The 22986-nt window shown below is 71.8% G+C and carries 20 protein-coding genes; 12 read left to right on the top strand and 8 right to left on the bottom strand.

Annotated features, from left to right (window positions below; genetic code table 11):
- Positions 1-231: 231 nt before the first annotated feature.
- The 4 genes from ACTOQ3_RS24520 to ACTOQ3_RS24505 form a co-directional block, all read right to left on the bottom strand.
- Entirely contained in the window at positions 232-966 is a 735-nt protein-coding gene (locus tag ACTOQ3_RS24520) for a DUF7873 family protein (RefSeq protein WP_440085676.1), read from the bottom strand.
- A gap of 134 nt (positions 967-1100) precedes the next feature.
- Positions 1101-1916, bottom strand: coding sequence for an ABC transporter ATP-binding protein (locus ACTOQ3_RS24515; RefSeq protein ID WP_440085675.1), 816 nt, complete (start codon positions 1914-1916; stop codon positions 1101-1103).
- An 84-nt stretch (positions 1917-2000) separates the two neighbouring features.
- On the bottom strand, positions 2001-3632 hold the full coding sequence (locus ACTOQ3_RS24510; RefSeq protein ID WP_440085840.1) for a serine/threonine-protein kinase: 1632 nt from the start codon (positions 3630-3632) through the stop codon (positions 2001-2003).
- Between the two features lie 251 nt (positions 3633-3883).
- On the bottom strand, positions 3884-5038 hold the full coding sequence (locus tag ACTOQ3_RS24505) for an alpha/beta hydrolase (protein ID WP_440085674.1): 1155 nt from the start codon (positions 5036-5038) through the stop codon (positions 3884-3886).
- A 296-nt stretch (positions 5039-5334) separates the two neighbouring features.
- On the opposite strand from ACTOQ3_RS24505, the gene ACTOQ3_RS24500 reads away from it, so the two are divergent.
- The 5 genes from ACTOQ3_RS24500 (at position 5335) to ACTOQ3_RS24480 (ending at position 10555) form a co-directional block, all read left to right on the top strand.
- Positions 5335-6117: an ABC transporter permease gene (locus ACTOQ3_RS24500; protein WP_440085839.1), complete on the top strand. Its 783-nt coding sequence runs from the start codon at positions 5335-5337 to the stop codon at positions 6115-6117.
- Positions 6118-6174: 57 nt separating this feature from the next.
- Complete coding sequence (locus ACTOQ3_RS24495) at positions 6175-6963, top strand: ABC transporter permease (protein WP_440085673.1); 789 nt, start codon at positions 6175-6177, stop codon at positions 6961-6963.
- A gap of 3 nt (positions 6964-6966) precedes the next feature.
- Positions 6967-7716, top strand: a complete 750-nt coding sequence (locus tag ACTOQ3_RS24490) for an ABC transporter ATP-binding protein (protein WP_440085672.1) — start codon at positions 6967-6969, stop codon at positions 7714-7716.
- A 494-nt stretch (positions 7717-8210) separates the two neighbouring features.
- On the top strand, positions 8211-9041 hold the full coding sequence (locus ACTOQ3_RS24485; RefSeq protein WP_440085671.1) for a helix-turn-helix transcriptional regulator: 831 nt from the start codon (positions 8211-8213) through the stop codon (positions 9039-9041).
- Positions 9042-9052: 11 nt separating this feature from the next.
- On the top strand, positions 9053-10555 hold the full coding sequence (locus ACTOQ3_RS24480; protein ID WP_440085670.1) for a sensor histidine kinase: 1503 nt from the start codon (positions 9053-9055) through the stop codon (positions 10553-10555).
- 63 nt (positions 10556-10618) lie between these two features.
- Here ACTOQ3_RS24480 and ACTOQ3_RS24475 read toward each other — a convergent pair whose 3' ends face one another.
- Entirely contained in the window at positions 10619-11095 is a 477-nt protein-coding gene (locus ACTOQ3_RS24475; protein ID WP_440085669.1) for a hypothetical protein, read from the bottom strand.
- A gap of 103 nt (positions 11096-11198) precedes the next feature.
- Here ACTOQ3_RS24475 and ACTOQ3_RS24470 point away from each other — a divergent pair, with 103 nt between their 5' ends.
- The 3 genes from ACTOQ3_RS24470 (at position 11199) to ACTOQ3_RS24460 (ending at position 14283) form a co-directional block, all read left to right on the top strand.
- On the top strand, positions 11199-11750 hold the full coding sequence (locus tag ACTOQ3_RS24470; protein WP_440085668.1) for an MFS transporter: 552 nt from the start codon (positions 11199-11201) through the stop codon (positions 11748-11750).
- A 49-nt stretch (positions 11751-11799) separates the two neighbouring features.
- Positions 11800-12537 (top strand): YcnI family copper-binding membrane protein, encoded by a 738-nt coding sequence (locus tag ACTOQ3_RS24465; protein WP_440085667.1) that lies wholly within the window; start codon positions 11800-11802, stop codon positions 12535-12537.
- A 387-nt stretch (positions 12538-12924) separates the two neighbouring features.
- Entirely contained in the window at positions 12925-14283 is a 1359-nt protein-coding gene (locus ACTOQ3_RS24460) for an ABC transporter substrate-binding protein (RefSeq protein WP_440085666.1), read from the top strand.
- A gap of 278 nt (positions 14284-14561) precedes the next feature.
- Here ACTOQ3_RS24460 and ACTOQ3_RS24455 read toward each other — a convergent pair whose 3' ends face one another.
- From ACTOQ3_RS24455 to ACTOQ3_RS24445, 3 genes are all read right to left on the bottom strand, one after another.
- A complete protein-coding gene (locus ACTOQ3_RS24455) occupies positions 14562-15614 on the bottom strand; it encodes an ABC transporter permease (protein ID WP_440085665.1) in 1053 nt (350 codons plus the stop codon).
- Positions 15601-16659: an ATP-binding cassette domain-containing protein gene (locus ACTOQ3_RS24450; RefSeq protein ID WP_440085664.1), complete on the bottom strand. Its 1059-nt coding sequence runs from the start codon at positions 16657-16659 to the stop codon at positions 15601-15603. Before ACTOQ3_RS24450 ends, ACTOQ3_RS24455 begins: the two co-directional genes overlap by 14 nt.
- Positions 16660-16956: 297 nt before the next feature.
- Positions 16957-18150, bottom strand: coding sequence for a LolA family protein (locus tag ACTOQ3_RS24445; protein WP_440085663.1), 1194 nt, complete (start codon positions 18148-18150; stop codon positions 16957-16959).
- Positions 18151-18323: 173 nt separating this feature from the next.
- Here ACTOQ3_RS24445 and ACTOQ3_RS24440 point away from each other — a divergent pair, with 173 nt between their 5' ends.
- The 4 genes from ACTOQ3_RS24440 (at position 18324) to ACTOQ3_RS24425 (ending at position 22971) form a co-directional block, all read left to right on the top strand.
- A complete protein-coding gene (locus tag ACTOQ3_RS24440) occupies positions 18324-18998 on the top strand; it encodes a response regulator transcription factor (protein WP_362682642.1) in 675 nt (224 codons plus the stop codon).
- Positions 18988-20628 (top strand): sensor histidine kinase, encoded by a 1641-nt coding sequence (locus tag ACTOQ3_RS24435; RefSeq protein WP_440085662.1) that lies wholly within the window; start codon positions 18988-18990, stop codon positions 20626-20628. The genes ACTOQ3_RS24440 and ACTOQ3_RS24435 overlap by 11 nt, the downstream gene beginning before the upstream one ends.
- A gap of 59 nt (positions 20629-20687) precedes the next feature.
- Positions 20688-21332 (top strand): TetR/AcrR family transcriptional regulator, encoded by a 645-nt coding sequence (locus tag ACTOQ3_RS24430; RefSeq protein ID WP_440085661.1) that lies wholly within the window; start codon positions 20688-20690, stop codon positions 21330-21332.
- A gap of 208 nt (positions 21333-21540) precedes the next feature.
- Positions 21541-22971: a pyridoxal phosphate-dependent decarboxylase family protein gene (locus ACTOQ3_RS24425; protein ID WP_440085660.1), complete on the top strand. Its 1431-nt coding sequence runs from the start codon at positions 21541-21543 to the stop codon at positions 22969-22971.
- Positions 22972-22986 lie beyond the last annotated feature (15 nt).

Here is a 22986-nt window from a genome sequence, read left to right as displayed (position 1 = left end):
CACTCGACCATCGTCGCCCGCATCCGTTCGATCCGGCGCCCGGCGGCGAATGCTGAATCTGGAGCGAGAGCCTGAGCTTGAGCGGTTGCCTCTACCGGTTGGGCTACCCCGGCAGGTGGTGCCGGGGGAGGGATTCGAACCCCCACTGTGGCCGCGTGTCAGTCTGACGGTTTCAGTTTCAGCTTTCGCGCTTTCGCGCATCCCCGCGCTCCGACGGGGAGTCCTGTGATCTTACCCGAGCAGGTAGCCCATCACCTTCTCACCGACGCGCTGGTAGGTGATCTCGGTGCCGTTGGCCTCCTCCCGGGCGAACTTCACCGCGTTCTGGAGCCTGCCGACCCGCTCCAGGAGCTCGTTGACCCGCTTCTGCGGCACGGCCCCGGAGAAGGTGACCTTGGTCCAGAAGCCGACGACGATGTCCTCGTGGTAGACCTCGACCTGGGCGGGGTGCTTGTCGGTGGCCTCCGCCTTGACGTGGTTGCGGGGCACCTTCTTGGTCCGGGTCGTCTTGACCGGCTCGGTCCGCCAGCAGTCGGTCGACTGGTCCAGTGTCCAGGCCTCGGCGGCGTCCAGGACGGGCAGCTTGGCGATGAAGGTGTGCAGGTCGACCAGCTGCTTCTCCAGGAACAGGAGATAGGTGACGGGCACGTCCTCCAGGAGGGTGGAACCGTCGACCTTCACGTCGGCCCGCGCCGAGCAGTTGGCCCAGTCCTTGGTGGCGGTGACGTCGAACAGCCGGGTGAGCGCGGCGCCGACCTGCTTGAGCAGGTCCTCGCCCTGCACCTGGACCCGGGTCGACTCCGGGGGCAGCCGCTCGCCCTCGTCGTCGATGGGCTGGTAGGTCCGCGAGAGGCCCGACAGCAGGGCGTTCTTCTGGATCGTGTGGTAAGCGTCGGTCACCTTGCGCTGGGTGTCGGACTTGACGCCCTTCTCCACGGCGAGGATCTGGTTCAGCTTGGTCGCCATGCGTGACACCGTACCGGGAAGATCACCCGCATAACACCGCTTTTTCCGCAGATAGCCCCGCGTTCCGGTCGCTCCGTCGCCGGCATGGCCCGCCCGCCTCACGGCCGGCCGGCGCCCCGCCCGCCGCGGGACCTTCAGCCGCGCACCGCGCGGGCGGACCAGCGGCCGTCGAGGTGGTCGACGCGCAGCGGACGCCCGAAGCACTCCGACAGGTTCTCCGCGGTCAGGATCTCCTCCACCGGCCCGCCCGCCTGGACGCGGGCGTCGCGCATCAGCAGGGCGTGGGTCGTGGTGGCCGGGACCTCCTCCAGGTGGTGGGTGACGGTGACCGTGGTCAGCGCCGGGCGGGTCGCCGCCAGGTCCTCCACCGCGGTGATCAGGTCCTCGCGGGCGGGCAGGTCGAGGCCGGCGAACGGCTCGTCCAGCAGCAGGATCACCGGATCGGCCATCAGCGCCCTGGCGACGCGGACACGGGCCCGCTCACCCTGGGAGCAGACGCGGAAAAGCCGGTCGGCGAGGTCCTTGCAGCCCATGTCGGCCAGCAGGTGGTGGGCACGCTCGTGCTCGGCGGGGCCGTAGCGGTCCCAGAGCGGGGCGCTGGTCCCGGTGTGGCCGGTCAGGACGACGGTGTGCGCGGTGGCGCCCTCCTCCTCCAGCAGCTCCTCGTCGACGAGCCGCTGGCTGGCCGCGACGAGGCCGATGTGGCGGCGCAGCTCCCGCAGGTCGACCCGGCCCAGCCGCTGGCCGAGCACGGTGACGGCCCCCTCGGTGGGATGGCGTACGGCGGCGGCCAGCGAGAGCAGCGTGGTCTTCCCGGCCCCGTTGGGGCCGAGGACCACCCAGTGCTCCCCGTATCCGACCCGCCAGCCGATGCCGTCCAGCAGGGTACGGCCGACCACCCGGACCCCGACGCCGCTCAGTTCCACCGCACCGGCCACAGGCCCGCCCATCGGTATCCCCCTCCGCCTCGATTCGCGGCGCTCACTTTAACCGATGCACCGATATCTCCTTGTAAATCGTCCTAAAAGGATGACTCAGCCCATCTGCATGGAGGGGCCGGGGGTGGGCTGCGGGGTGATGGTCGTCCCCGAGGGGGCCGGGGCGGTGGGTGTCGGGGACGGGCTCTCCCCGTCGCCGGTCTGCGGGATCTGGGTGAAGGAGGGCTTGGGATCGCTCGAGGCCGTCGGGCAGTCCCTGGCCCGGCCCTTGCCCTTGCCCTTGGCGGTCGTGTCCGCGCAGTTCCGCGGGTCGTCGCCGTCGTCCGGCGAGCCGCCCGAGCCACGAGGTCCCCGGGGGCGCTCCGGCAGCGGGTCCTCCCGGCCGTCGTGGCCGTCATGGCCCGCGGTGGGCAGCGAGACGGTCCTGGTGGTGGTGATCTGGACGGTGGAGGGGGTGGTCGGCGCCGGCACCCGCGGCCTGCCGGTGGGCGGGCGGGTGCCGGCGCCGAAGACGGAGGCGGAGGGCGTGCCGTCGGCGGGAAGGACCAGCGGAACGGGCTCGGGAACGCCGGGGTCGCCGACGGGACCGGGCCCGCCGCCACCGGTCGCGGCGGCCACGGTGACCGCCGCCATGGAGACCGTGGCCAGCGCCGCGAACCCGGCCTGCGACAGGTGCGCCCCCTTACGCGGCCCGGCCCTGCGGGACCCCCTGCCGGGGATCCTCACCGGTACCGAGGGCTCGTCGTGGAGCGACGAGGGCGACGAGGGCAGGGACGACGAGTACGGCGAGGGTGGCGAAGGTGCTGCCGCGAGCCGGACCCTCCCGGCTCCCGGGGTGCAGGGCACCGGCGTCCAGATCGCCGCCAGCACCTCGGCGACCGCCTCGCGCAGGTCCCACGGGTCGCCCACGCCGCCCGCGGCGAGCAGCGCGCCGAGCAGGTCGGCGGCCCTGGGCCGCTCGGCGGGGTTCTTGGCCAGGGACGCCTCGACCGCCGGGCGCAGCAGCGCGGGCACCGAGGCCACCCTCGGCGGCTCGACCAGGATGCGCCGGGTCAGCACGTCCGCCTCCCCCGCGCCGAAGGGGTGGTGGCCGGCGGCCGCGTAGGCGATCAGGCAGCCCCAGGCGAAGACGTCGGAGGCGGGCAGCGCGAGCCCGCCGGTGAGCCGCTCGGGGGCGACCCAGCCGGGGCTGCCCATGACCTGTCCCGCCTGCGTGTGGGCGGCGAGCACGTCGACGTCCCTGGCGATACCGAAGTCGATCACCCGGGGGCCGGTGTCGGACAAAAGCACGTTGCCGGGTTTGAGGTCGCGGTGGACCAGCCCCGCCTCGTGCACCGCCACCAGCGCGGCGGCCACCCCCAGGGCGACGCCGTACGCCAGGTCGGGGGTGAGGGGGCCGTGCGCGGAGACCACCTGGGACAGCGCGGGGCCCGGGACGTACTCCGACACCAGGTAGGGACGGTCCTTGTCGGTGCCGTCCTCGATCACCGCGGCGGTGCAGAAAGGCACCACTCTCCGGGAGAATCGCACTTCTTCGGCGAAACGGGCGCGGAGCGTGGCATCGTTGAGATGCATCGGGTGCGGCGTCTTGAGTGCCACCACCCCACCCTGCGGGTGTTCGGCCAGGTAGACGATGCCCATCCCACCTACTCCGAGGCGGCCGAGCAGAAGGTAGCGGCCGATGATGACCGGGTCCCCGACGGTCAGCGGCCGCACACCGGTCGGCATGCCGTTCACGGGACCTGCTCCCCCACGTGCCATCCTCGTTGAGCCTCTCGTGCGCGGGCTACGGCAAGCACACTGTGGCGGGATTCGAGCGTCCTTCGCTCCCGACCGGTCAGAAGGGATATGAGAGGTAAGGCGAATGATCCCCCGGGGTAAGGAATCCGTGGTGTACGGGATGCCCCTGGGACGGGGCGGGACGGTGTGACCAGCGGCAAGGGCGCGCGCCGGCTCTCGGGCGCACGCCCGGGAACGCCTCAGGCGGCGGTGGAGGCGGAGCGCGCGGACGGGTTCCGCGGAGCCGGGGCGGAGGTCTCCTCGGGGGAGGCGACCGGCTGGGCGAGACCGGGGACGGCGAGGCCCGGCAGGAGAAGGTCCGGGACGGGCAGGTCCGACACGGAAAGGTCCGAGGCCGAGAGGTCGGGCACCTCCAGGGCGGCCGGAGCGCGGCTCCCCTTCGAGGTGGCGTGGCCGGGCATGAGGTCCTGGGTCGCGACGAGGAAGCGGGCGATGTGCGGGTACACCTCGCGGGCCTCGGGGACGACGTCGGCGAGGATGGCGAAGACGTGCGGCATGCGGGGCCACTCCTCGTACATGACCGGCACCCCCGCGGCACGGGCCCGCTCGGCCACCCGGCGGCCCTCGTCGCGCAGGACCTCGGTGGAGCCCGTGACGATCATCAGCGGGGGCAGGCCGGTGTAGTCGCCGAGGACCGGGGAGAGCAGGGGGTCCTGGGGGTCGAGCCCCGCGGTCCAGCGGCGGGCGAGCCAGTCGACACGGCCGGCCGGGATCATCGGGTCGAGCAGCCGGTTGACCCTGCGGGGCGCGCCGGTCAGGTCCGCCCACGGGGACAGGCACACGGCGGCGGCCGGCAGCGGCATGTCCTGGTCACGGAGCGCCAGAAGGGCGGCCAGGGTGAGGTGACCCCCGGCGGAGTCCCCGCCGAAGACGACGTCGCCGGGGCCGTAGCCGTGCTCCAGGAGACATCGGTAGGCGGCGATCGCGTCCTCGAGGGCCTCGGCCGGCCGGTGGACGGGGCCCTGGCGGTAGTCGACCGCCAGCACCGGGCGCCGGGTCGCGGCCGACAGACGCCAGGTGATCGGCCGGTGGGTCGCCGGGGAGCAGGAGAAGTAGCCTCCGCCGTGGAAGTAGAGCAGCACCTTGCCCTCGTCGAGTTCCTCCCCCGCGCGGATCCACTCCCCCGGGCACGCCCCCGCCTCGTCGGGGGTCACGCGCACGTGGACGGGCAGGCGAAACGGCACCCTGCCGGCCAGCGCGACGATGCGGGAGGCCGCGGCGAAGCCGACGTCGTTCCTCAGCAGCAGGTCGGAGATGGGCTTGAACGTGCCGCGCATGATCGCGTTGAGGGTCGCGGCCTGCCAGCTGAAGGGGTAGACCGGACTGACATCCATATCGATCTCGTCGCGCATGGGGGACCTCCAAAAAAGGACATTCCCCTCAGAATGGTCTTTTATCGGCGATTGAACATATCGGAGAGATTACAACTAAGTATCACGCATGTATACATCACTCTCAAGACACGCCCGCACACCGAACGTCACCATCCCTCCAAACCCGGAAACAGACCACATCGACGACCGGTCCCGCCGCGCCCCGCCCCCGCGCGCCACCGAAAATCCATTGCCTCCCCCAGAAGCGCCAAGGAGGATAGGAGGGTTGTCCTGACACCCTCCAGGAGGCAGCCTTCCTGCTCTACGCGCGCATCGCCGGGTACGGCTTCCGCCGCCACTCCACCTACCGCGCCGCCGCCGTCGCCGGAGCATTCACCAACACCGTCTTCGGCATCCTCCGCGCCTACGTCCTGATCGCCCTCTGGCAGGCCCGTCCCGGTCTCGCCGGGTACGACCTCGCCGACGCCGTGACCTTCTGCTTCCTCAGCCAGGCCTTCATCGGCCCCATGCAGGTCTTCGGCGGCGGCCTGGAGCTATCCGAACGCGTGCGCAGCGGGGACGTGGCCCTCGACCTGCTCCGCCCCGCGTCCCTGCAGATGTGGAATCTCGCCGACGACCTCGGCCGGGCCTGCTACCTCTTCCTCGGCCGCAGCCTGCCGCCCACGGTCGTCGGCGCCGCCCTGTTCGGCCTCGTCGTACCGGGCGACCCGCTGACCTGGCTGTCCTTCATGGCCGGCCTCATCCTCGGGATAATCGTCAGCTTCGCCCTGCGCTACCTGGTCGCGCTGTCCGCCTGCTGGATCATCGACGACCGGGGGGTGCACACCATCTCGCTGGTGATGACCTTCTTCTTCAGCGGCATGGTCCTGCCCCTCAACCTCTTCCCCGGCTGGCTCGGCACCCTCGCCGAGGCACTCCCCTGGTCGGCCATGGTCCAGGTCCCCGCCGACCTCTACCTCGGCAAGCGCGACGCCCTCGAGGCCCTGGGGTTCCAGGCCATGTGGGCGGTGGCGCTGCTGGCCCTGGGAGCCCTGGTCACGAACGCGGCCCGCAGGAAGGTCGTGATCCAGGGTGGGTGACGACAACGGCCGGGACCCCCGGGACCACGCATGGGAGACGGCCGGGGGAGGCGCCCGATGGTGAGGACGTACCTCCTGCTGGCCTGGACCTGGCTGAGGGCCTCCGCACAGTACCCGGGACCGCTGATCATGATGACGCTGGGCTCGTTCGCGGTCAACGCGCTGGACGTGGCGGCGATCTGGGTGATCTTCGAGCACACCGGATCGCTCGGCGGCTTCACCCTGGCCGAGGTGATGTTCCTGTACGGTACCGCCGGCCTGTCCTTCGCACTGGCCGACATGCTCTTCGGCAACGTCGACCGGCTCAGCCAGCACATCAGAAGCGGCAGCTTCGACACCATGCTGATCCGCCCGGCGAGCGCGTTCACGCAGATGGCCGTCGACCGCTTCGGGGTGCACCGCTTCGGCAGACTGGCCCAGGCGGCCGTCGTGCTCGCCGTCGCCCTGCCCCAGCTCGGCCTCAGCTGGGGCAGGGCCTGGATGATCCCGCTGATGGTCGTGTGCGGGCTCGTCATCTTCACCTCGGTCTTCGCCCTCGGCGGGGCCGTGCAGTTCCTGCTGACCGACGCGCCCGAGGTGGCCAACGCCTTCACCTACGGAGGCGGCACCCTCACCCAGTACCCCCTGAGCGTCTACGGCTCCGAACTCGTCAAGGGCGTCACCTTCGTCGTGCCGCTGGCGTTCGTGAACTGGCAGCCCGCGCTGTTCGTGCTCGACCGCGACGATCCCCTCGGCCTGCCGTACTGGCTCCGCTTCGCCTCGCCCCTGGCGGCCGTCCTGCTGGCCGCCGTCGCCGCCCTCGCCTGGCGGGCGGGCATCCGCCGCTACCGCTCGACGGGAAGTTGACACATGATCGAACTCGACCGGGTCGGCCGCTCGTTCACCGTGGGCCGCCGCAGGGCCAGGAAGACCGTGCACGCCGTACGGGACCTGTCGTTCACCGTGGAGGCCGGGGAGTTCGTCGGCTACCTCGGCCCCAACGGCGCGGGCAAGTCCACCACGATCAAGATGCTCACCGGCATCCTGGCGCCGACCTCGGGCAGCATCCGGGTCGCCGGGCTCGATCCGACCCGCCGCCGCGTGGCCCTGGCGCGCAGGATCGGGGTGGTGTTCGGCCAGCGCACGACCCTGTGGTGGGATCTTCCGCTGCGGGACAGTTTCGAGCTGATCCGGCACCTTTACAAAGTAGATCAGCCGGATTTCCGGCGGAGGCTGGCCGAGCTGACCGAGATCCTCGGCCTCGCCCCCTTCATGGCCACCCCGGTCCGCCAGCTCAGCCTCGGCCAGCGCATGCGCGGCGACATCACCGCCGCCCTCCTGCACGACCCCGCCGTGCTGGTGCTCGACGAGCCCACGATCGGCCTGGACGTGGTGAGCAAGGCCGCCATGCGCGACTTCCTGCGGCATCTCAACGCCGACCGGGGCACCACCGTCCTGCTCACCACCCACGACATGGGCGACATCGAGAAGCTCTGCCACCGCGTGATGCTGATCGACCACGGCAGCCTGGCCTTCGACGGCACCCTCGACGACCTGCGCGCCACCGCCCCCGAGGGGGATTCCATCGAGGAGGTGGTCACCCGCCTCTACTCCGGCTGACCGCCGGACGTCCGGGGGCGGCACCCCGGGGCGCGTCACCGCGAGCGGCCGGGGCCGGGGCCGGGGCCGGACGGAGCGAACGACCTTGTACGCCACCCGCCGGCAGAAGGTCAAGATGCCCACCCGACAATCTCTGGCGAAGCAAGAGTGACGTTAATCACATTTCCATGATCCCGATGGCGTGGGGCCATCCTTCACTCGCGCTTGGAACCCTCTTGACCCCCCGGCTCCCCTCCATGCGAAAACCCGCTTTCCGGTGACCGTTTCCCGTCGCCCTTTACCACTGGAATCCCCCGCGCGTAGCCGCAAATGGCATCGGAGGGACAAAGGTAAAACGCGATCGGACAAGGCTCGACGATCATCGGCCCGGAGGGGGAAACGATCGGAAAGAAACCTTAGAAAAAGCTCCCACCAGGGCGTTCGTCAAGACTGGGGAGCGTTCGTGGGAGTAATACTGCCACCTTGTCAAATGGGTTCTGACATACCGTAACGCTATGGACAGCGACAATCTCCTGGGTGAGTTCCTGCGCGCTCGGCGTGAACTCACCACCCCCGAACAGGTGGGGCTCCTGCCTGCCGGTTCCCGGCGCACACCGGGGCTGCGCCGGGAAGAGGTGGCGATGCTGGCCGGAGTCAGCACCGACTACTACATTCGCTTGGAGCAGGGACGGGAACGTCACCCGTCCGAGCGAGTGCTCGGCGCCCTCATGCAGGTCCTCGACCTCACCGCCGACGCCGCGGCTCACATGCACCAGCTGGCGCACCCCGGGCCGCGGCGGTCCAGAACCGCCGACCAGCCGGCCCAGGTCAAACCGGCACTGGTACGGTTGATACGGAGTTGGCCCTACACCCCGGCGATCGTGACCAGCCGCTGGATGGACGTGCTGGCCTCGAACCAGATGGCCGACGCGCTCTACGACGGGCTGGACCACCGGGACAACCTGCTCCGGCTGATCTTCCTGAACCCCGCCTCCCGCCGGTTCTACCGCGACTGGGAGGAGTCCGCCCGCTCCAAGGTGGCCCAGCTGCGCGCCATCGCGGGCGCGGACCTCGACGATCCCTGCCTGACCGAGCTGGTCGGCGAACTCTCGCTCAAGAGCACGGACTTCCGGCGGATGTGGGCGCGCCACGAGGTCTCCGGCGAGAACGTCGCGACCAAACGCTTCCGCCATCATGACGTCGGCGACCTGACGCTCACGTACGAGGTGTTCAACATCAACGGCTCTTCCGGCCAGAAACTGATCGTCTTCCAGGCCGAGCCCGGAAGCCCTTCCGCGCACGCCCTGAACCTGCTGGGCAGCCTCTCGGCGCTGACGTCACCATGAGGGGGCGGCGCATGCGCTCGATCCAAGCGCGCTACACGATCATCACGACGATGCTGTTGCTGGTCATCCTCGCCCTGGTGGGAACGAGCATCGACATGGCGATCCGCTACCGGATCCAGGAGGACGGCTTCGGCAACGCCGAGCGGGTCGCCAGCCAGTGGAGCGCGCTGGTGCGGATCGGCAACATCCCCGACCCGATCCCCGCCACCGCCCCGGTCGACCTCGTCCAGCTGGTGAACGCCCACGGCGTGGTCGTCAACTCCAGCAGGCAGGCCACGGGCCTGCCGCCGATCAGCACGAGCCGCCCCCCCGCCGACGACCGGTTCCAGCAGCTGACCGAGGGATCCGTCATGGTCATGGCCATCCGGGTCTCTCCGGCGGCCGACTCCCCGGTGGTCTACGCGGGCCTCGAGGAGCCCGCCATCCTGCACGAGCACCACCTGGAGTACTTCATCGCCGCGGGCGTTCTCATCCTCCTGGCCCTCGCGGCCTGGATGACCTGGTGCGTCGTGGGGCGGACGCTACGCCCGGTGGCGGCGATCCGCGCGCGGATGTCCGAGATCACGGTGAGCGACCTGAGCCTGCGGGTGCCCATCCCCTCGGGCGAGGACGAGATCGCGCTGCTCGCCCGCACCGCCAACCAGACCCTGGCCCGCCTGGAGGAGGCCGTGGAGCAGCAGCGCCGTTTCGCCTCCACCGCCTCCCACGAGCTCAGGACCCCGATCGCGGGCCTGCGCGTGCAGTTGGAGGAGGCCCTGCTCTACCCCGACGACGTCGATCCGCGCGACACCATCCGGAGCGCGCTGACGGCCAGCGGCCGGCTCGAGGCGATCGTCAACGACCTGCTGCAACTGGCCCGGCTGCGCGCCCCCGAACCGGCGCCGAAGGAGCTGATCGATCTCGGCGCCCTCGTGACGGAGGAGGCGGCCCAGGGCACCGGTATGCCCGTACGGGTCCAGGTGACCGCCCGCGTAACGGTCCGGGGCTCCCGGATCCAGCTGATCCGGGTGGTGAACAACCTGCTGAGCAACGCGCGGCGGCACGCCGACAGCCGCGTCGAGGTCTCCGTCGGCTTCGCGGACGGCAAGGCCGTCGTGGCCGTGGTCGACGACGGCGCGGGCATCGCGCCGGCCGACCGCGAGCGCGTCTTCGAACGCTTCACCCGCCTGGACGACGGACGTCTGCGCGACTCCGGCGGCAGCGGGCTCGGCCTCGCCATCTCCCGCGACATCGCCCACGCCCACGAGGGAACCCTGCTGATCGAGGACTCGCCGCGAGGGGCCCGGTTCGTCCTCCGGCTCCCCCTGGAGGAGGCGCAGCCGCTCGGGGCCGACCCGGAGGGCCGGCACGCCGGCGTGGGGAAGGCCGCCCCGCCCTCCGGGAGGGCGAGCGGTAGGGAGCCCGCCCGCGAGGAGGCCGCTCGCAAGGAGAAGACCCCCCGGGATGAGGGGGACCGCGAGGAGGACACCGGCGCGGAGGGCTCGGTCAGCTCGGCCGGTCACCGCCGGCGGTGACCGGGGGGACGGCGCGGGCCCTGCGGACGCGCGGCGACGGGTGCGGCCCCGGCGATCCAGGGCTCAGCGGTAACCCTGTGCGTCGGACTCCTCGTACTCCTCCTCGTCGCCCCGGAACCGCGGCGCCCAGCGGGAGGGCATCAGCACCGGCAGGAACAGCAGGATGCCGAGGAGCGCGTAGACGCCGGTGGTCAGCAGCAGGCCCATGCCACGACCGGCCTGCAGGAGCACCTCGTGGAAGGTCGGATCGTCGGGGACCAGGCCCATGGCTCGCCTGACGTCCAGGGCGTAGACCACGGTCCAGGCGAGCAGGACCATCGACGGGACGAAGGTCGCCAGCGGGGAGACGCGACCGGCGACCACCAGGCCGACCAGGAGACCGATCCCGGCCATCACCCCGAGGGCGACCCAGGTCTTCGAACCGCTCTCCGCGGGGAGGGGCACCAGACTCGCCCCCGCCTCCTGCACGGCCCAGCCCGCGCCGAAGAGAAGCACGGCTGTCACGACCAGCCCGACAAGCACCCCAACGACGTGCCGCATCGCCACCACCTCGGCTCGAAGGACCGGTCACGGTCGCGGCAACCATAGCGACAAAAACTCCAGAACGGCAGACATCCCAGGGCGTGAGAACATATGGGGCACCATGCGCGCCCGCCTCCCGTTACGCCTCATGCGCGCGGCCACCTTCTCGGCCGTCTGCCTGGCACTCGCCGTCCTCGGCCACGTGGCCGCGGGCGGTTCCTGGCCGCGGCCGTGGGTGGTGGCCGCGGCGGGAGCGGCGGTCATGGCGACGGCCGTGCTGCTCGCCGGGCGTGAGCGGTCGATGATGACGATCAACGCCGGGCTCGCCACCCTGCAGCTGTCGCTGCACGAGCTGTTCGCGCTCGGTGGCGTCGCGGGGATACCGCCCCCGCATCCACACGTCAGGGGGCTGGGCGAGAGCCTCGGCATGCTCGTCGCGCACCTCACCGCGACCTTGATCACCGGATGGTGGCTGGCCCGTGGCGAGAGCGCCCTGTGGGTGCTGCTCCGCTCGGCCGGCCGCCGCCTCGGCGCCATGTTCCCGCGGCTGCGGTCCGCCGCCGCCGTCGCCCGCCCGCCGGGTCCCGCATACGTCCCGGCCGCGCCCGTTCCCGCGCGCGCCGTCCTCCGTCACTCCGTCAGCCGGCGCGGTCCTCCGCTTCCCGCCGCCTGACCCGACCCCGGAAAACCCGAAATCCCGACATCCCGAAGTGGAGAACCCCGTGTCGCTCACGCACGCCTGCCGCCGTCTGGCCGCCGTCACCGCCGGTGCCGCCGCCATCACCCTCGGTCTCGCCCTTCCCGCCCTCGCGCACGTCACCATCAATCCCGGCAGCGCCCAGCAGGGCGGCTTCACCAAGGTCGCCTTCCGGGTCCCGAACGAGCGCGACGACGCCTCGACGACCAAGCTGGAGGTGACCTTCCCCACCGACCACCCGCTGGCCTTCGTCTCGGTCAAGCCGGTGCCGGGCTGGGACGTCAAGGTGGTCGAGGGCAAGCTGCCCAAGCCGATCACCACCGAGTACGGCGAGCTCACCGAGGCGGTCACGAAGGTCACCTGGTCGGGCGGGAAGATCGATCCCGGCCAGTTCCAGGAATTCGAGGTGTCCATGGGCGCGCTGCCCACCGACACCGACCAGCTCGTCTTCCCCGCCACCCAGACCTACAGCGGCGGCGAGGTCGTCAAGTGGGCGGACGAGCCCAAGGCCGACGGCTCCGAGCCCGAGCGCCCGGCCCCGACGTTGAAGCTCACCCCCGCCCCCGCCGGGGGAGACGGCCACGGCGCCTCCGCCACCCCCTCGGCCACGGCCCCGGCGGCGTCGGCGCCGTCGGTGGCCCCCGTCGCCGCCTCGGAGAGCTCGGACGGCACCGCCCGCCTGCTCGGCGGGGCCGGGCTGGTGCTCGGGCTCGCCGGGCTCGTGGTCGCGGCGTTCGGCCTGCGCCGGGGCCGCGCCTCCTGATCGCCTCCTGATCGCCTCCTGATCGCCTCCTGATCGCCTTCCGACCGTCTTCCGGTCTCCTTCCGAGCGCGCGGGGCGGCCCTGGGGAACCTCCTTTCCCGGGGCCGCCCCGCGTTTTCCGTCACCGGCCGCCCGCCTCGCGGGAGGGTGCCGCGTCACGCACCTCCCGGTCTTTCACGGCGGCGCCGGCCCGTCACCGTGCCGTAAAACGGGGCGGCGGGCCGCACGTTTCGGAAATGTTTGCAGCTCAGGGCAGCGTTCTACCGTTATGCCCGTCACATCACCTCCCTTATGCCGGCCCATCGCCTCCCCCTCCCGCGGCACAGCCTGTTCCGTCGGCCGAAGCCGCCGGGCAACGTTCTCCCGCCCCTCATGGAGGTCCTCGTCATGCGGCACAGCACGCGCGCCACAGCGCTCGCCGCGCTCTCCATCGTCCTGCTCGCCCTGGCGGCCTGCGGCGTGCCGCCCCACCACCCCTCGCAGTCTCCGCCACCCGAGATCAGAGCCGCCGACATCGAGAGGGCCCTGCGGACCGAGACCACGCTGACGTTCTGGTCGTGGGTGCCCAACCTCCGAAGGACGGTGGCGCTGTTCCAGCGGAAGTACCCCAAGGTCAAGATCAATCTGGTCAACGCCGGCCGATCCAGAGGCGAGTACGCCAGGCTCCGGATGGCGCTGAAGACCGGCATCGGCATTCCCGACGTGGCGCAGATCGAGTACTTCGCGCTGCCCCGCTTCGCGTTCTCCGGAGTCGTGACCGATCTCAACCCTTACGGCGCCGAAGAACTGGTGAAGGAGTTCAGTCCCTCGGCCTGGGACCAGGTGGACCTCAACGGCAGCGTCTACGCGATCCCCCAGGACACCGGCCCGATGACCATGATCTACCGAAAGGACGTCTTCGATCGGCTCGGCCTGACGCCGCCGAAAACCTGGGGGGAGTTCGTGACGGTCGCCGAGAAGATCAGGAAGAAGGACCCCCGCGTCTTCGTCACCAGCGTCGACCCGACCGACTCCGGCATCACCGACAGCCTGATCTGGCAGGCGGGCGGGCGGCCGTTCGGCATCGAGAACGCCATGACCCTCCGGATCGACCTGCAGGACAGAGGGACCAGGCGGTGGGCGAGGCTGTGGACCGGACTGACGCGGAAAAAGCTCGTCGAACCTGCCGTGACCTGGAGCGACGCGTGGTGGAAGAACATGGCGAGCGGCAGGTACGCGCTGTGGATAACGGGCGCCTGGGCACCCGGCGTCATCGAGGGCGCGATCCCGCAGACCAAAGGCCAGTGGCGCGCCGCGCCCATCCCGCGCTGGGACGCCGGGAAACCGGTCAACGCGGAGAACGGCGGCTCCGGCGTGTCCGTGCTCTCGACGAGCAAGCACCGGCTCGCCGCCTTCGGGTTCGCCCGGTGGCTGAACTCCGATCCCGAGGCTGTCAGGTCGCTGAACACCGTCTCCGGGGTGTTCCCCGCGACGACCGGCCTGCTGAGGAACAAGAGGTTCCTCGACGTCGAGATCCCGATCCTGGGGGGTCAGCGGGCCAACAGGCTGTTCAGCAAGGGCTCCACGCAGGTGGCGAGGGGCTGGCAGTACCTGCCGTTCCAGCTCTACGCCAACAGTCTCTTCGGCGACAGCGTGGGACGGTCGCTCTCGAACGCCACCGACCTCGACATCGGCCTGAGGGCCTGGCAGCTGCAGCTCAGCGCCTACGCGCGGCGGCAGGGCTTCGAGGTCTCCACCGGAAAATGAGTTTCCCGTCACCTCTTTCCCGGTCTTTCCCTGTCTTTCCCTGTCTTTCCCGACCGGAGACGGCGCGAGAAGCAGGGGCGGCGGTCCGGAACCCCGGCGTCGCGCGATTCCGGACCGCAGGGCACGGAAAGCCGGCCGTTCCGCTCCCCGGACCCGGCACTCCCTCCGCATGACTCGGCGCGACCTCCCGCACGGCCTCCGGACGCCCGCGCCTCAGGGGACGCGGGGACCGGCGAAGGACGAGATCCGGGACAGGACGGAGAAGGCGTGCGGTGGGGTCAGGCGGTGATGTCCTTGCCGGTGAAGCGCGCCCAGGCGATGGAGCCGAAGACGGTGACGTAGGCGGCGAAGACCAGCAGCCCCTGCCCCATCTCGCCGGTCGCGACCGGATCCCGCAGGACCCCGTCGAAGCCGTTCCACCAGTCGGTGAGCAGGTACGGCCGGATCACCGACAGCTGAGGGATGACTCCCAGCACCTGGGCCACGATGACGACGACCACGGTCGAGGCGATGGCCCCGACGGACACCTCGGTCAGGGTCGACAGGGCCAGCGCGATGGCGGCCAGCGCGGCCATGCCCGCGGTGACGTACAGCACGACGACGCCGATTCGCAGCACGCCGTCGAGGAAGGGGATCGTCCCTCCCGACAGCAGCGTGATCGGGCCGGCGGGGAACAGCAGCAGGCCGGTGAGCAGCGCGGACAGCGCCACGGCGGTGACGGCGGCCAGACAGAAGAAGATCACGCCGACGTACTTGACGGCCAGCAGGCGGGTCCGGCCGGCCGGGGCCGCGAGCAGGTAGCGCAACGTGCCGATGCCCGCCTCCCCGGCGATCGAGTCTCCGGCGACGACGGCGACGGTGACCGGCAGCAGCAACTGCACCAGGACCGAGAGCGCGGCGAAGGTGAGGAACAGCCCGTTGCCGGTGACCCGCTCGAAGATCGCCGACCCGCCACCGGGCCCACCGGGCCCGTCGCCCATGGATCCGCTGAAGGTCAGCAGCGTGATCCCGATCAGCGCCGGGATCACGGCGAGCACCGCGAGCATGGCGAGGTTCCTCGGCCGCCGGAAGATCAGGCCGACCTCCGAGCCGAGCAGCCGCAGCCACGCCCGGGGGGCGCCCACCGCCCGCCCGGCGGGGGCCGGGCCCCCGGAGACGTGCCCGCCCGCGAGGCCCGTTCCCGGCGTAAGGGCCGTTTCCGGGGTAAGGGCCGTTTCCGGGGTAAGGGCCGTTTCCGGCGCGAGGCCCGCCCCCGTGGCGGGCTCCCCGCCGGGAGTGGTGCGTGTGGCGTTCTCGGTGGACACGGCTTCCTTCCCGCTAACCGTCGACATCGAATCCCTCCCCGGTCAGGCCCACGAACATGTCCTCAAGGCTGGGCCGCTGGACGGCCAGGCCGCGGACGGCGACGCCGCCTGCGACCAGGGCGGCGCACACCCGCTCCGGCGCGTCGGTGCCCAGCGCGGCGCTGACGTCGCCGTCGCCGAGACGGATCTCCGGCAGGCCGAGCCCGGCCAGCACGGCCGCCGCCTCGACGGTGTCGGGGGTCTCCACCCGGATCCTGACCGTCTCCCCCGCGCGCAGTTCGGCGATGGATCCCTGGGCGACGAGCCGCCCGGTCCGCATGACGGCGATGTGGGAGCACATCTGCTCCACCTCGGCCAGCAGGTGGGAGGAGACGAACACCGTCGTCCCCTCGGCGGCGATCTCCTTGACCAGGCCGCGCACCTCGCGGGTGCCCTGCGGGTCCAGGCCGTTGGTCGGCTCGTCGAGGATCAGCAGCTCCCTCGGGCCGAGCAGCGCGGCGGCGATGGCCAGCCGCTGGCGCATGCCGAGCGAGTAGGCCCGGTAGCGCTTGCGGGCCGCGGCGGCCAGGCCCACCCGCTCCAGCGCGTACCCGATCCTGGCCGAGACGGTGCGCGGGTCGGCCGAGGGGTCGGCGGCGTCGTAGCGGCGCAGGTTGGTCTCGCCCGACAGGTAGGGGTAGAAGGCCGGCCCCTCGACCAGGGCACCCACCCTGGGCAGCACGCCGCCCGCCCCGCCGGGCATCGGCGTGCCGAGCAGTCGCCAGTCCCCGGCCGTCGGGGTCACCAGGCCGAGCAGCATGCGGATCGTGGTGGTCTTGCCCGAGCCGTTGGGACCGAGGAAGCCGAACACCGACCCGCCGGGGACGGCCAGGTCGAGGGTGTCCACGGCCACCTGGCCGCCTCCGAAGCGCTTGGTCAGCCCGCTGGTGACGATGGCGAACTCCCCGCCGGAGGGGCTCGGGACCGGTCTCTCGCCGGTCAGCACGGCGCTCCCTCCCGCCGGGTCCTCCCGGACCTCGCCGGCCGGGTTCTCCCCGCTCCCGCTGTTCCTCACGTTCTGGACGATCGGCACTTCTTCTCCACTGCTCGTCGGTTCCGGGACGGCCGCGCGGCCGTCCCGGTCAGGGTTCGTGCCCTGGACGTTCACGAGCGCCCCCGAGCACCCATGAAGCGGCTGATACGTCGTATGCGCTGATTTCCGGAACGTCGTACGCGGCCCGGACGGCGTCCCCGATTCACGCCACCGGACCCTGGCCGTGGACCCTGGCCGTGGACCCTGGCCGTGGACCCTGGCCGTGGACCCTGGCCGTGGACCCTGGCCGTGGACCCTGACGCCCCGTGCGGGGACGTCAGGGTCCCGGCGCCGGGCTCACTTCTGACCGGCCGCCTCGGACAGCTTCTCCGGGGTGACGGCGCCGACCAGCAGGCGGCCGTCGTCGGTCAGCAGCGCGGAGACCAGCTTGGTCTGGATGACCTTGCCACTGCCCCACGTGCCGCTGATCGGCTTGGCCGACTTCAGCAGGGTGTCGGTGATCGCAGCGGCGTCCTGTCCCGCGCCCTGCCCCGCGGGTCCCTCACCCCGGGGCGCCGAGGCCAGCTTCGCCATCTCCGAGGCGGGGATCACCGCGACCGTGGTCCAGCCCGTACCGACGGTCCTGGCCTTCTCCCTGATCTCCTCGCCCTGCCTGAGCTTCTCGCCCTGCCGCGCGCCTCGCTTCTCGGCGAGTTCGCCGATCGACGCCTCCTCGATCTTGGCCCCCGCGGGCGGGGTGAAGGTGAAGTTCTCCGCGGCGGGCGGGGTGAAGGTGACCGAGGTGAAGCCGACCTCGAAGGCGGGCTCGGCCGCGCTCCTGGCGTACACCTGGATCCGCAGCGGGACGAAGGTCTCCCCGTCCAGCGCCAGCTTGACCTCCTTGACCAGGGACGAGGCGTCCTTGGGCGCGAGGACGAGCTGGTAGGCCGCGCGGTCGGCGACCTTCTCGGTGTTGGTCACGCTGACCACGGTGTCGGCGCCGATCCGCCCCAGCAGCTCCTGGGCGAGCTGCTGCGGTGTGGCCGCCGTGGGCAGCGCCCTGTGCGCGTCGACGGCACCGGGCTTCCCTTCTCCGAGGCCCTCGGCGCCTCCCGCCTTGACGCGGGTGGCCTTGTTGACGTCGCTCTGCCACAGCCATACCTGGTCACCGTTGGCGATCAGGTCGGTCTCGCTCATCCGCCCGGGGAGGGCGAAGCGGAACCTGTCCTCCCCGCCGTACCAGACCTTGAGCTCGTGCGAGCCCGCCAGCAGGGCGGCGGGCGAGGATCCCCCCATGCCCGGCACGCCGGGCAGTGCGGGCAGCCCGAGCGAGGCGGTCTGCATGACGGTGCCCGACATGGGCTTCAGCCCGCTCCGGCTCGCCTGGGCGGCGCTCGCCAGCAGTTGCTCCGCGGTGCGCTCGGGCAGCGTGGGATCCCCCTGTACGGCGGCGATGACCGGTCCGGCTCCGATGGCTCCGGCGACCAGCGCGATCGCGGCGGCCGGCACGGCCCACCTCACCGCGCGGCCCCGTCTCGCTTGCTCAGACATCTCATTCCTCCACGGTATGCCGTCAATCCCTGTCGACAGCAGACTGCGTGACAGGTCCTGTGCCGAAGCTGAGACAGACTGAGAGTGCTCACAGGCTTCTCAGCCGCCTCTCAGGCGGGGTGGTCGAGGATGGGCACGTCCAGGTGGCGGCGGGTGGCGAAAGGGGCGTTCACATGCGGGTTCTCGTCGTGGAGGACGAGCGGAGGATGGCGGCCGCCCTGCAGCGCGGCCTGCAGGCCGAGGGGTTCGCGGTCGACCTCGCGCACGACGGGGAGGACGGCCTGCACCAGGCCAGGCACGGCGAGTACGACGTCGTGGTCCTGGACATCATGCTGCCCAGGATCTCCGGCTACAACGTCTGCAAGCAGCTGCGGGCCGAGGAGAACTGGGTGCCGATCCTGATGCTGTCGGCCAAGGACGGCGAGTACGACATGGCCGACGGGCTCGACCTCGGCGCCGACGACTACCTGACCAAGCCGTTCTCGTACGTGGTGCTGGTGGCCAGGCTGAGGGCGTTGCTGAGGCGCGGGGCGAACCGGCGCCCGTCCGTGCTGAGGGCCGGGGACCTGGCGCTCGACCCGGCGCGGCGGCGGGTCACCAGGGGCGAGACGCCGATCGAGCTGACGCCCAGGGAGTTCGCGCTGCTGGAGTTCCTGATCCGCCACCACGACGAGGTGGTCTCCAAGACGGAGATCCTGGAGCACGTCTGGGACACCTTCGACACCGACCCCAACGTGGTCGAGGTCTACGTCGGCTACCTGCGACGCAAGATCGACGTGCCGTTCTCCCGGAACGCGCTGCAGACGGTGCGGGGAGCGGGATACCGGCTGGCCGGCGATGGCGGCTGATCCGGCCTCCCCGGCCCGCAGGGACCCCCGTGCCCGCCAGGACCGGCCCGCCGCCGGAGCGGACGCGGGACGCCCCGCCGGCACGGCCTCCCCGGCCGGCGCGGTCGCGCACGGGGGAGGGCGCGCGGTCGGCCGGTGGCGGCGCAAGAGCCTGCGCTTCCGGCTGACGGCGGTCGCCTCGGCCGTGCTGGCGGTGGCGCTGGTGGTCTCGGCCTACGTGATGATCACCGTGCTCGGCAACGCGCTGCTGGCCACCATCGACGACTCGATCTACCAGCGGGCCAGGGACACGGTCTCGCTGGCCGACGCGGGACGGCTGCCCGACGAGATGACCTCGCCTGACGGCACGCTCCTGCAGGTGATCGACGGCACGGGACGGATCACCCACACGACCACCGGCACCGACAGGCTGGTACCGCTGCTGGGCGCCGGGGAGCGGGCGGCGGCCATCGGCATGGGCGAGGCGCGCTTCCTGGACGGGAAGCCGTACGGCATCCCGCACATGCTCCGAGTCCGGGTGCTCAGCGCCGACCGGGGGCAGACGGTGATCGCGGCGCGCCCCTTCAGCGAGGTGCAGACCAGCATCTCCACGGCCGGGCACGTGCTGATCGTCGGCACGCCGCTGCTGCTGATCCTGCTCGCGGGAGCCAGCTGGGTGATCATCGGCCGGACCCTGCGGCCGATCGCGGCGCTGCGCCGGGGCGCGGACGAGATCACCGACACCGCCCGCTCGCGCCGCCTGCCGGTGCCCGAGGCGCGCGACGAGGTGCACAGCCTGGCCACGACGCTGAACGCGATGCTGGCCCGGCTGGAGAAGGCCGGTGTCCGGCAGCGGGCCCTGGTCTCGGACGCGGCGCACGAGCTGCGCAGCCCGCTGGCGAGCATCCGGCTCCAGCTGGAGGTGGCGCTCGGCCACCCCGAGGGGCAGGACTGGCGGGAGACGGCGGAGGGCGTGCTGGAGGACACCATGCGCCTGTCCAGGCTGGCCGAGGACCTGCTCTCGCTGGCCCGGCTGGACGAGCGCGGCGGCACGCCCGCGCGGGGGGAGCCGGTGGAGCTGGACCAGCTGGTCGCGCAGACCGTCGAGCGGTACGGCGAGGCCGTCACGGTGCGGATCGCGGGCGAACCGGAGAGGGAACCGGGGAACGCACCCGGCGCGGCCGGCGACAGGCCGGAAAGCGGACCCCGAACGGCAGGCGCACCGAGGAACGGACCCGGCAGGGCCGACGGACCAAGGAACGGACCGGGGAGCGCACCCGGCGCGGCCGACGGGCCGGGGAGCGGGCCGGTCAGGGTCACCGGGGACGCGCTGGACCTGAGCCGGGTGCTGGTCAACCTGGTCGACAACGCGCTGCGGCACACCTCCGCCCCCGTGGTGGTCGAGCTGCGGGCCGAGGGAGCCGACGCCGTGCTGACCGTCACCGACGACGGGCCGGGCATCCCCGAGGCCGACCGGGAGCGGGTGTTCGACCGGTTCACCCGGCTGGACAGCGCGCGCAGCCGCGACGAGGGCGGAGCCGGGCTGGGCCTGGCCATCGTGCGCGAGACGGTCCACGCCCACGGCGGCGCCGTCCACCTGGAGGACGCCTCCCCGGGCCTCCGGGCGGTCGTACGGCTTCCGCTATCTTGACCGAGGCTTGTGAGTCATCCGCTTGGCCGGGCGGTCGATCGGGACCTAGCGTCACACTCATGACTTCCGTTGACGGCAGCCGGCGGGAGCTCATCCTGCGGGTCGCCACCGGCCTGTTCGCCGCGCTGGGGTACGACAGCACGTCCGCGAGCCAGGTCGCCGAGGCCGCCGGGCTGAGCGTCGAGGCCCTCGGCGAGGAGTTCGACGGCAAGCGTGAGCTCTACCTGGAGATCATGGAGCGCGGGTACCGGGCCGAGCGGGCGTCCCTGGTGCGGGCGCTGGAGGGGATGCCCGCGACGACCCCCGAGCAGACGGCGGTGGTGATCCACCGGATCGTCGACCACTACCTCGACTTCTGCCTCGCCCATCCCGAGTTCCCCTCCCTCTGGATGCACCGGTGGCTCGCGGACGCCGGTGACGTCACCGAGCTGGAACGGAGATACGTCCAGCCGCAGATCGACCTCGTCTCCAGCGTGATCGATCCCGCGGTGGAGGCCGGGCACGTGGACGCCGACGTCGACATGAAGTACGCCTTCTGGTCGGTGGTGTGGTGCGTGCACGGCTTCTGCCAGGGCGGGGTGCTGGGCCGGGAGGGCAACCGCCAGGACGCTGAGGATCCCGCCGTTCTACGGCGGTTCCGCACCCACCTGCACCGGATGGTCCACCGCGTCGCCGCCCTGCCCGGCTCCCCGCCCCCGCCCTGACCTCCGCCCGGCTCCCCGCCTCCATCCCGGCCTCCATCCCGGCCTCCGCCCGGTTTCCCGGCTCCGTCGCGTATGCCGGGCCGGTGCGCGCCACCGGATCTCCGTACGGCACGATTCCGTGTGATTTCGTGTGATGCTGGCATTTCCCCGGCGGCCCCTGCGGGCCGCGTCCTTCCGGCCCGCGCGAGCCGTATCCCCGAGGAGACCGATGAGCCTGCCTGACAAGGGCCGCAACACCGATGAACTGCTGGCCGAGATCGCCCGCCTCAAGCAGGACGACCTGCCGGTACGCGGCGGCAAGGTGACCGCGTACGTCTACGACACCGGACGGCCCGAGGTGCACGAGGCCGCCGCCAGGGCCTACTTCGAGATGCTGGAGGTCAACACCCTCGACCCGACGGCCTTCCCCAGCGTGGTGGAGATGGAGAAGCAGGTCGTCGGCGCGGTCGCCGAGCTGCTCGGCGGGGGGTCGGGCATCTTCACCAGCGGAGGCACCGAGTCGATCATGCTGGCGGTGAAGGCCGCGCGGGACTCCCGCGAGACGGCGGGCCGCCCCCGGATGGCGGTGCCGGTGACCGCGCACCCCGCCTTCCACAAGGCCGGGCACTACCTGGGGGTCGTGGTGGACGCCGTACCGGTGGACCCGGTGACGTTCCGGGCCTCCCCCGCGGACGTCGAGGCCGTGATCACCGAGGACACCGTCCTGGTGGTCGCCTCGGCGCCGTCCTACCCACAGGGCGTGATCGACCCGATCGCCGAGATCGCCGGGATCGCCGCCGCGCGCGGCGTGCTCTGCCACGTGGACGCCTGCGTGGGCGGGTGGCTGCTGCCCTGGCTGCGCGAGGCCGGGGCGGACGTCCCGCCCTTCGACCTGTCGGTTCCCGGGGTCACGTCGCTCTCCTGCGATCTGCACAAGTTCGGGTACGCGCCCAAGGGCGCCTCGGTCGTGCTGTTCGCCGACCCCGCGCTGCGGCGCAGGGCGTACTTCGCCTCGGCGTCGTGGCCCGGCTACACGGTGATCAACGCCACCGTGCAGAGCTCGAAGTCCGCGGGCCCGCTGGGCGGGGCGTGGGCCACCTTCCAGGCCCTGGGCCGGGAGGGCTACCTGGAGCTCGGCCGCACCACCCTGGCGGCGGCCCGCGAGCTCCGAGAGGGGATCGCGAAGATCCCCGGACTGCGGGTGCTCGGCGACCCGGAGTCGGCACTGGTCGCCTTCGGCTCCACGGACGACGTGGACGGGGTGGACGTGTTCGTGCTGTCGGACGAGGCCAGGAAGCGCGGGTGGTTCCTGCAGCCGCAGCTGTCCTACGCGGGCATCCCGGCCAACATCCACATCACGGTGACCGGGGTGACCCTGCGGGGCGTCGAGGCGATGCTGGAGGTGATCGCGGAGGCCGTGGAGGCGGCCCGCGAGCGGGGTCCCGCGGAGCTGCCGGAGGGGCTGGTGGAGCTGGTGGCGGGCCTGGACCTGGACGCGCTCGACGACGCCGCGTTCGGCGAGCTGGCGGCGGCGGTCGGGGTGGACCTGGGCGGCTCGGGGCAGCCGGAGATGGCCGTGGTCAACGCGGTTCTCGACGCCCTGCCCGCCGACCGGCGAGAGGCGATCCTGATCCGCTTCCTTTCGGTCATCTACTCCTGATCGTCAGCTCTCCAC

The organism is Streptosporangium sp. LJ11 (assembly GCF_051918945.1).
GTDB lineage: Bacteria > Actinomycetota > Actinomycetes > Streptosporangiales > Streptosporangiaceae > Streptosporangium.
The sequence above is the reverse complement of the archived record's forward strand: the minus strand, read 5'-3'. Positions and strand labels throughout refer to the sequence as shown.

Bases quoted from the DNA above. Each gene is read 5' to 3' on its own strand.
- ACTOQ3_RS24505 (WP_440085674.1), bottom strand. From the start codon at position 5,038: ATGGATGTCAGTCCGGTCTACCCCTTCAGCTGGCAGGCCGCGACCCTC.
- ACTOQ3_RS24430 (WP_440085661.1), top strand. From the start codon at position 20,688: ATGACTTCCGTTGACGGCAGCCGGCGGGAGCTCATCCTGCGGGTCGCC.
- ACTOQ3_RS24480 (WP_440085670.1), top strand. From the start codon at position 9,053: ATGCGCTCGATCCAAGCGCGCTACACGATCATCACGACGATGCTGTTG.
- ACTOQ3_RS24510 (WP_440085840.1), bottom strand. From the start codon at position 3,632: ATGCCGACCGGTGTGCGGCCGCTGACCGTCGGGGACCCGGTCATCATC.
- ACTOQ3_RS24455 (WP_440085665.1), bottom strand. From the start codon at position 15,614: ATGTCGACGGTTAGCGGGAAGGAAGCCGTGTCCACCGAGAACGCCACA.
- ACTOQ3_RS24485 (WP_440085671.1), top strand. From the start codon at position 8,211: ATGGACAGCGACAATCTCCTGGGTGAGTTCCTGCGCGCTCGGCGTGAA.
- ACTOQ3_RS24490 (WP_440085672.1), top strand. From the start codon at position 6,967: ATGATCGAACTCGACCGGGTCGGCCGCTCGTTCACCGTGGGCCGCCGC.
- ACTOQ3_RS24520 (WP_440085676.1), bottom strand. From the start codon at position 966: ATGGCGACCAAGCTGAACCAGATCCTCGCCGTGGAGAAGGGCGTCAAG.
- ACTOQ3_RS24460 (WP_440085666.1), top strand. From the start codon at position 12,925: ATGCGGCACAGCACGCGCGCCACAGCGCTCGCCGCGCTCTCCATCGTC.
- ACTOQ3_RS24440 (WP_362682642.1), top strand. From the start codon at position 18,324: ATGCGGGTTCTCGTCGTGGAGGACGAGCGGAGGATGGCGGCCGCCCTG.
- ACTOQ3_RS24435 (WP_440085662.1), top strand. From the start codon at position 18,988: ATGGCGGCTGATCCGGCCTCCCCGGCCCGCAGGGACCCCCGTGCCCGC.
- ACTOQ3_RS24475 (WP_440085669.1), bottom strand. From the start codon at position 11,095: ATGCGGCACGTCGTTGGGGTGCTTGTCGGGCTGGTCGTGACAGCCGTG.
- ACTOQ3_RS24470 (WP_440085668.1), top strand. From the start codon at position 11,199: ATGCGCGCCCGCCTCCCGTTACGCCTCATGCGCGCGGCCACCTTCTCG.
- ACTOQ3_RS24515 (WP_440085675.1), bottom strand. From the start codon at position 1,916: ATGGGCGGGCCTGTGGCCGGTGCGGTGGAACTGAGCGGCGTCGGGGTC.
- ACTOQ3_RS24425 (WP_440085660.1), top strand. From the start codon at position 21,541: ATGAGCCTGCCTGACAAGGGCCGCAACACCGATGAACTGCTGGCCGAG.
- ACTOQ3_RS24445 (WP_440085663.1), bottom strand. From the start codon at position 18,150: ATGTCTGAGCAAGCGAGACGGGGCCGCGCGGTGAGGTGGGCCGTGCCG.
- ACTOQ3_RS24495 (WP_440085673.1), top strand. From the start codon at position 6,175: ATGGTGAGGACGTACCTCCTGCTGGCCTGGACCTGGCTGAGGGCCTCC.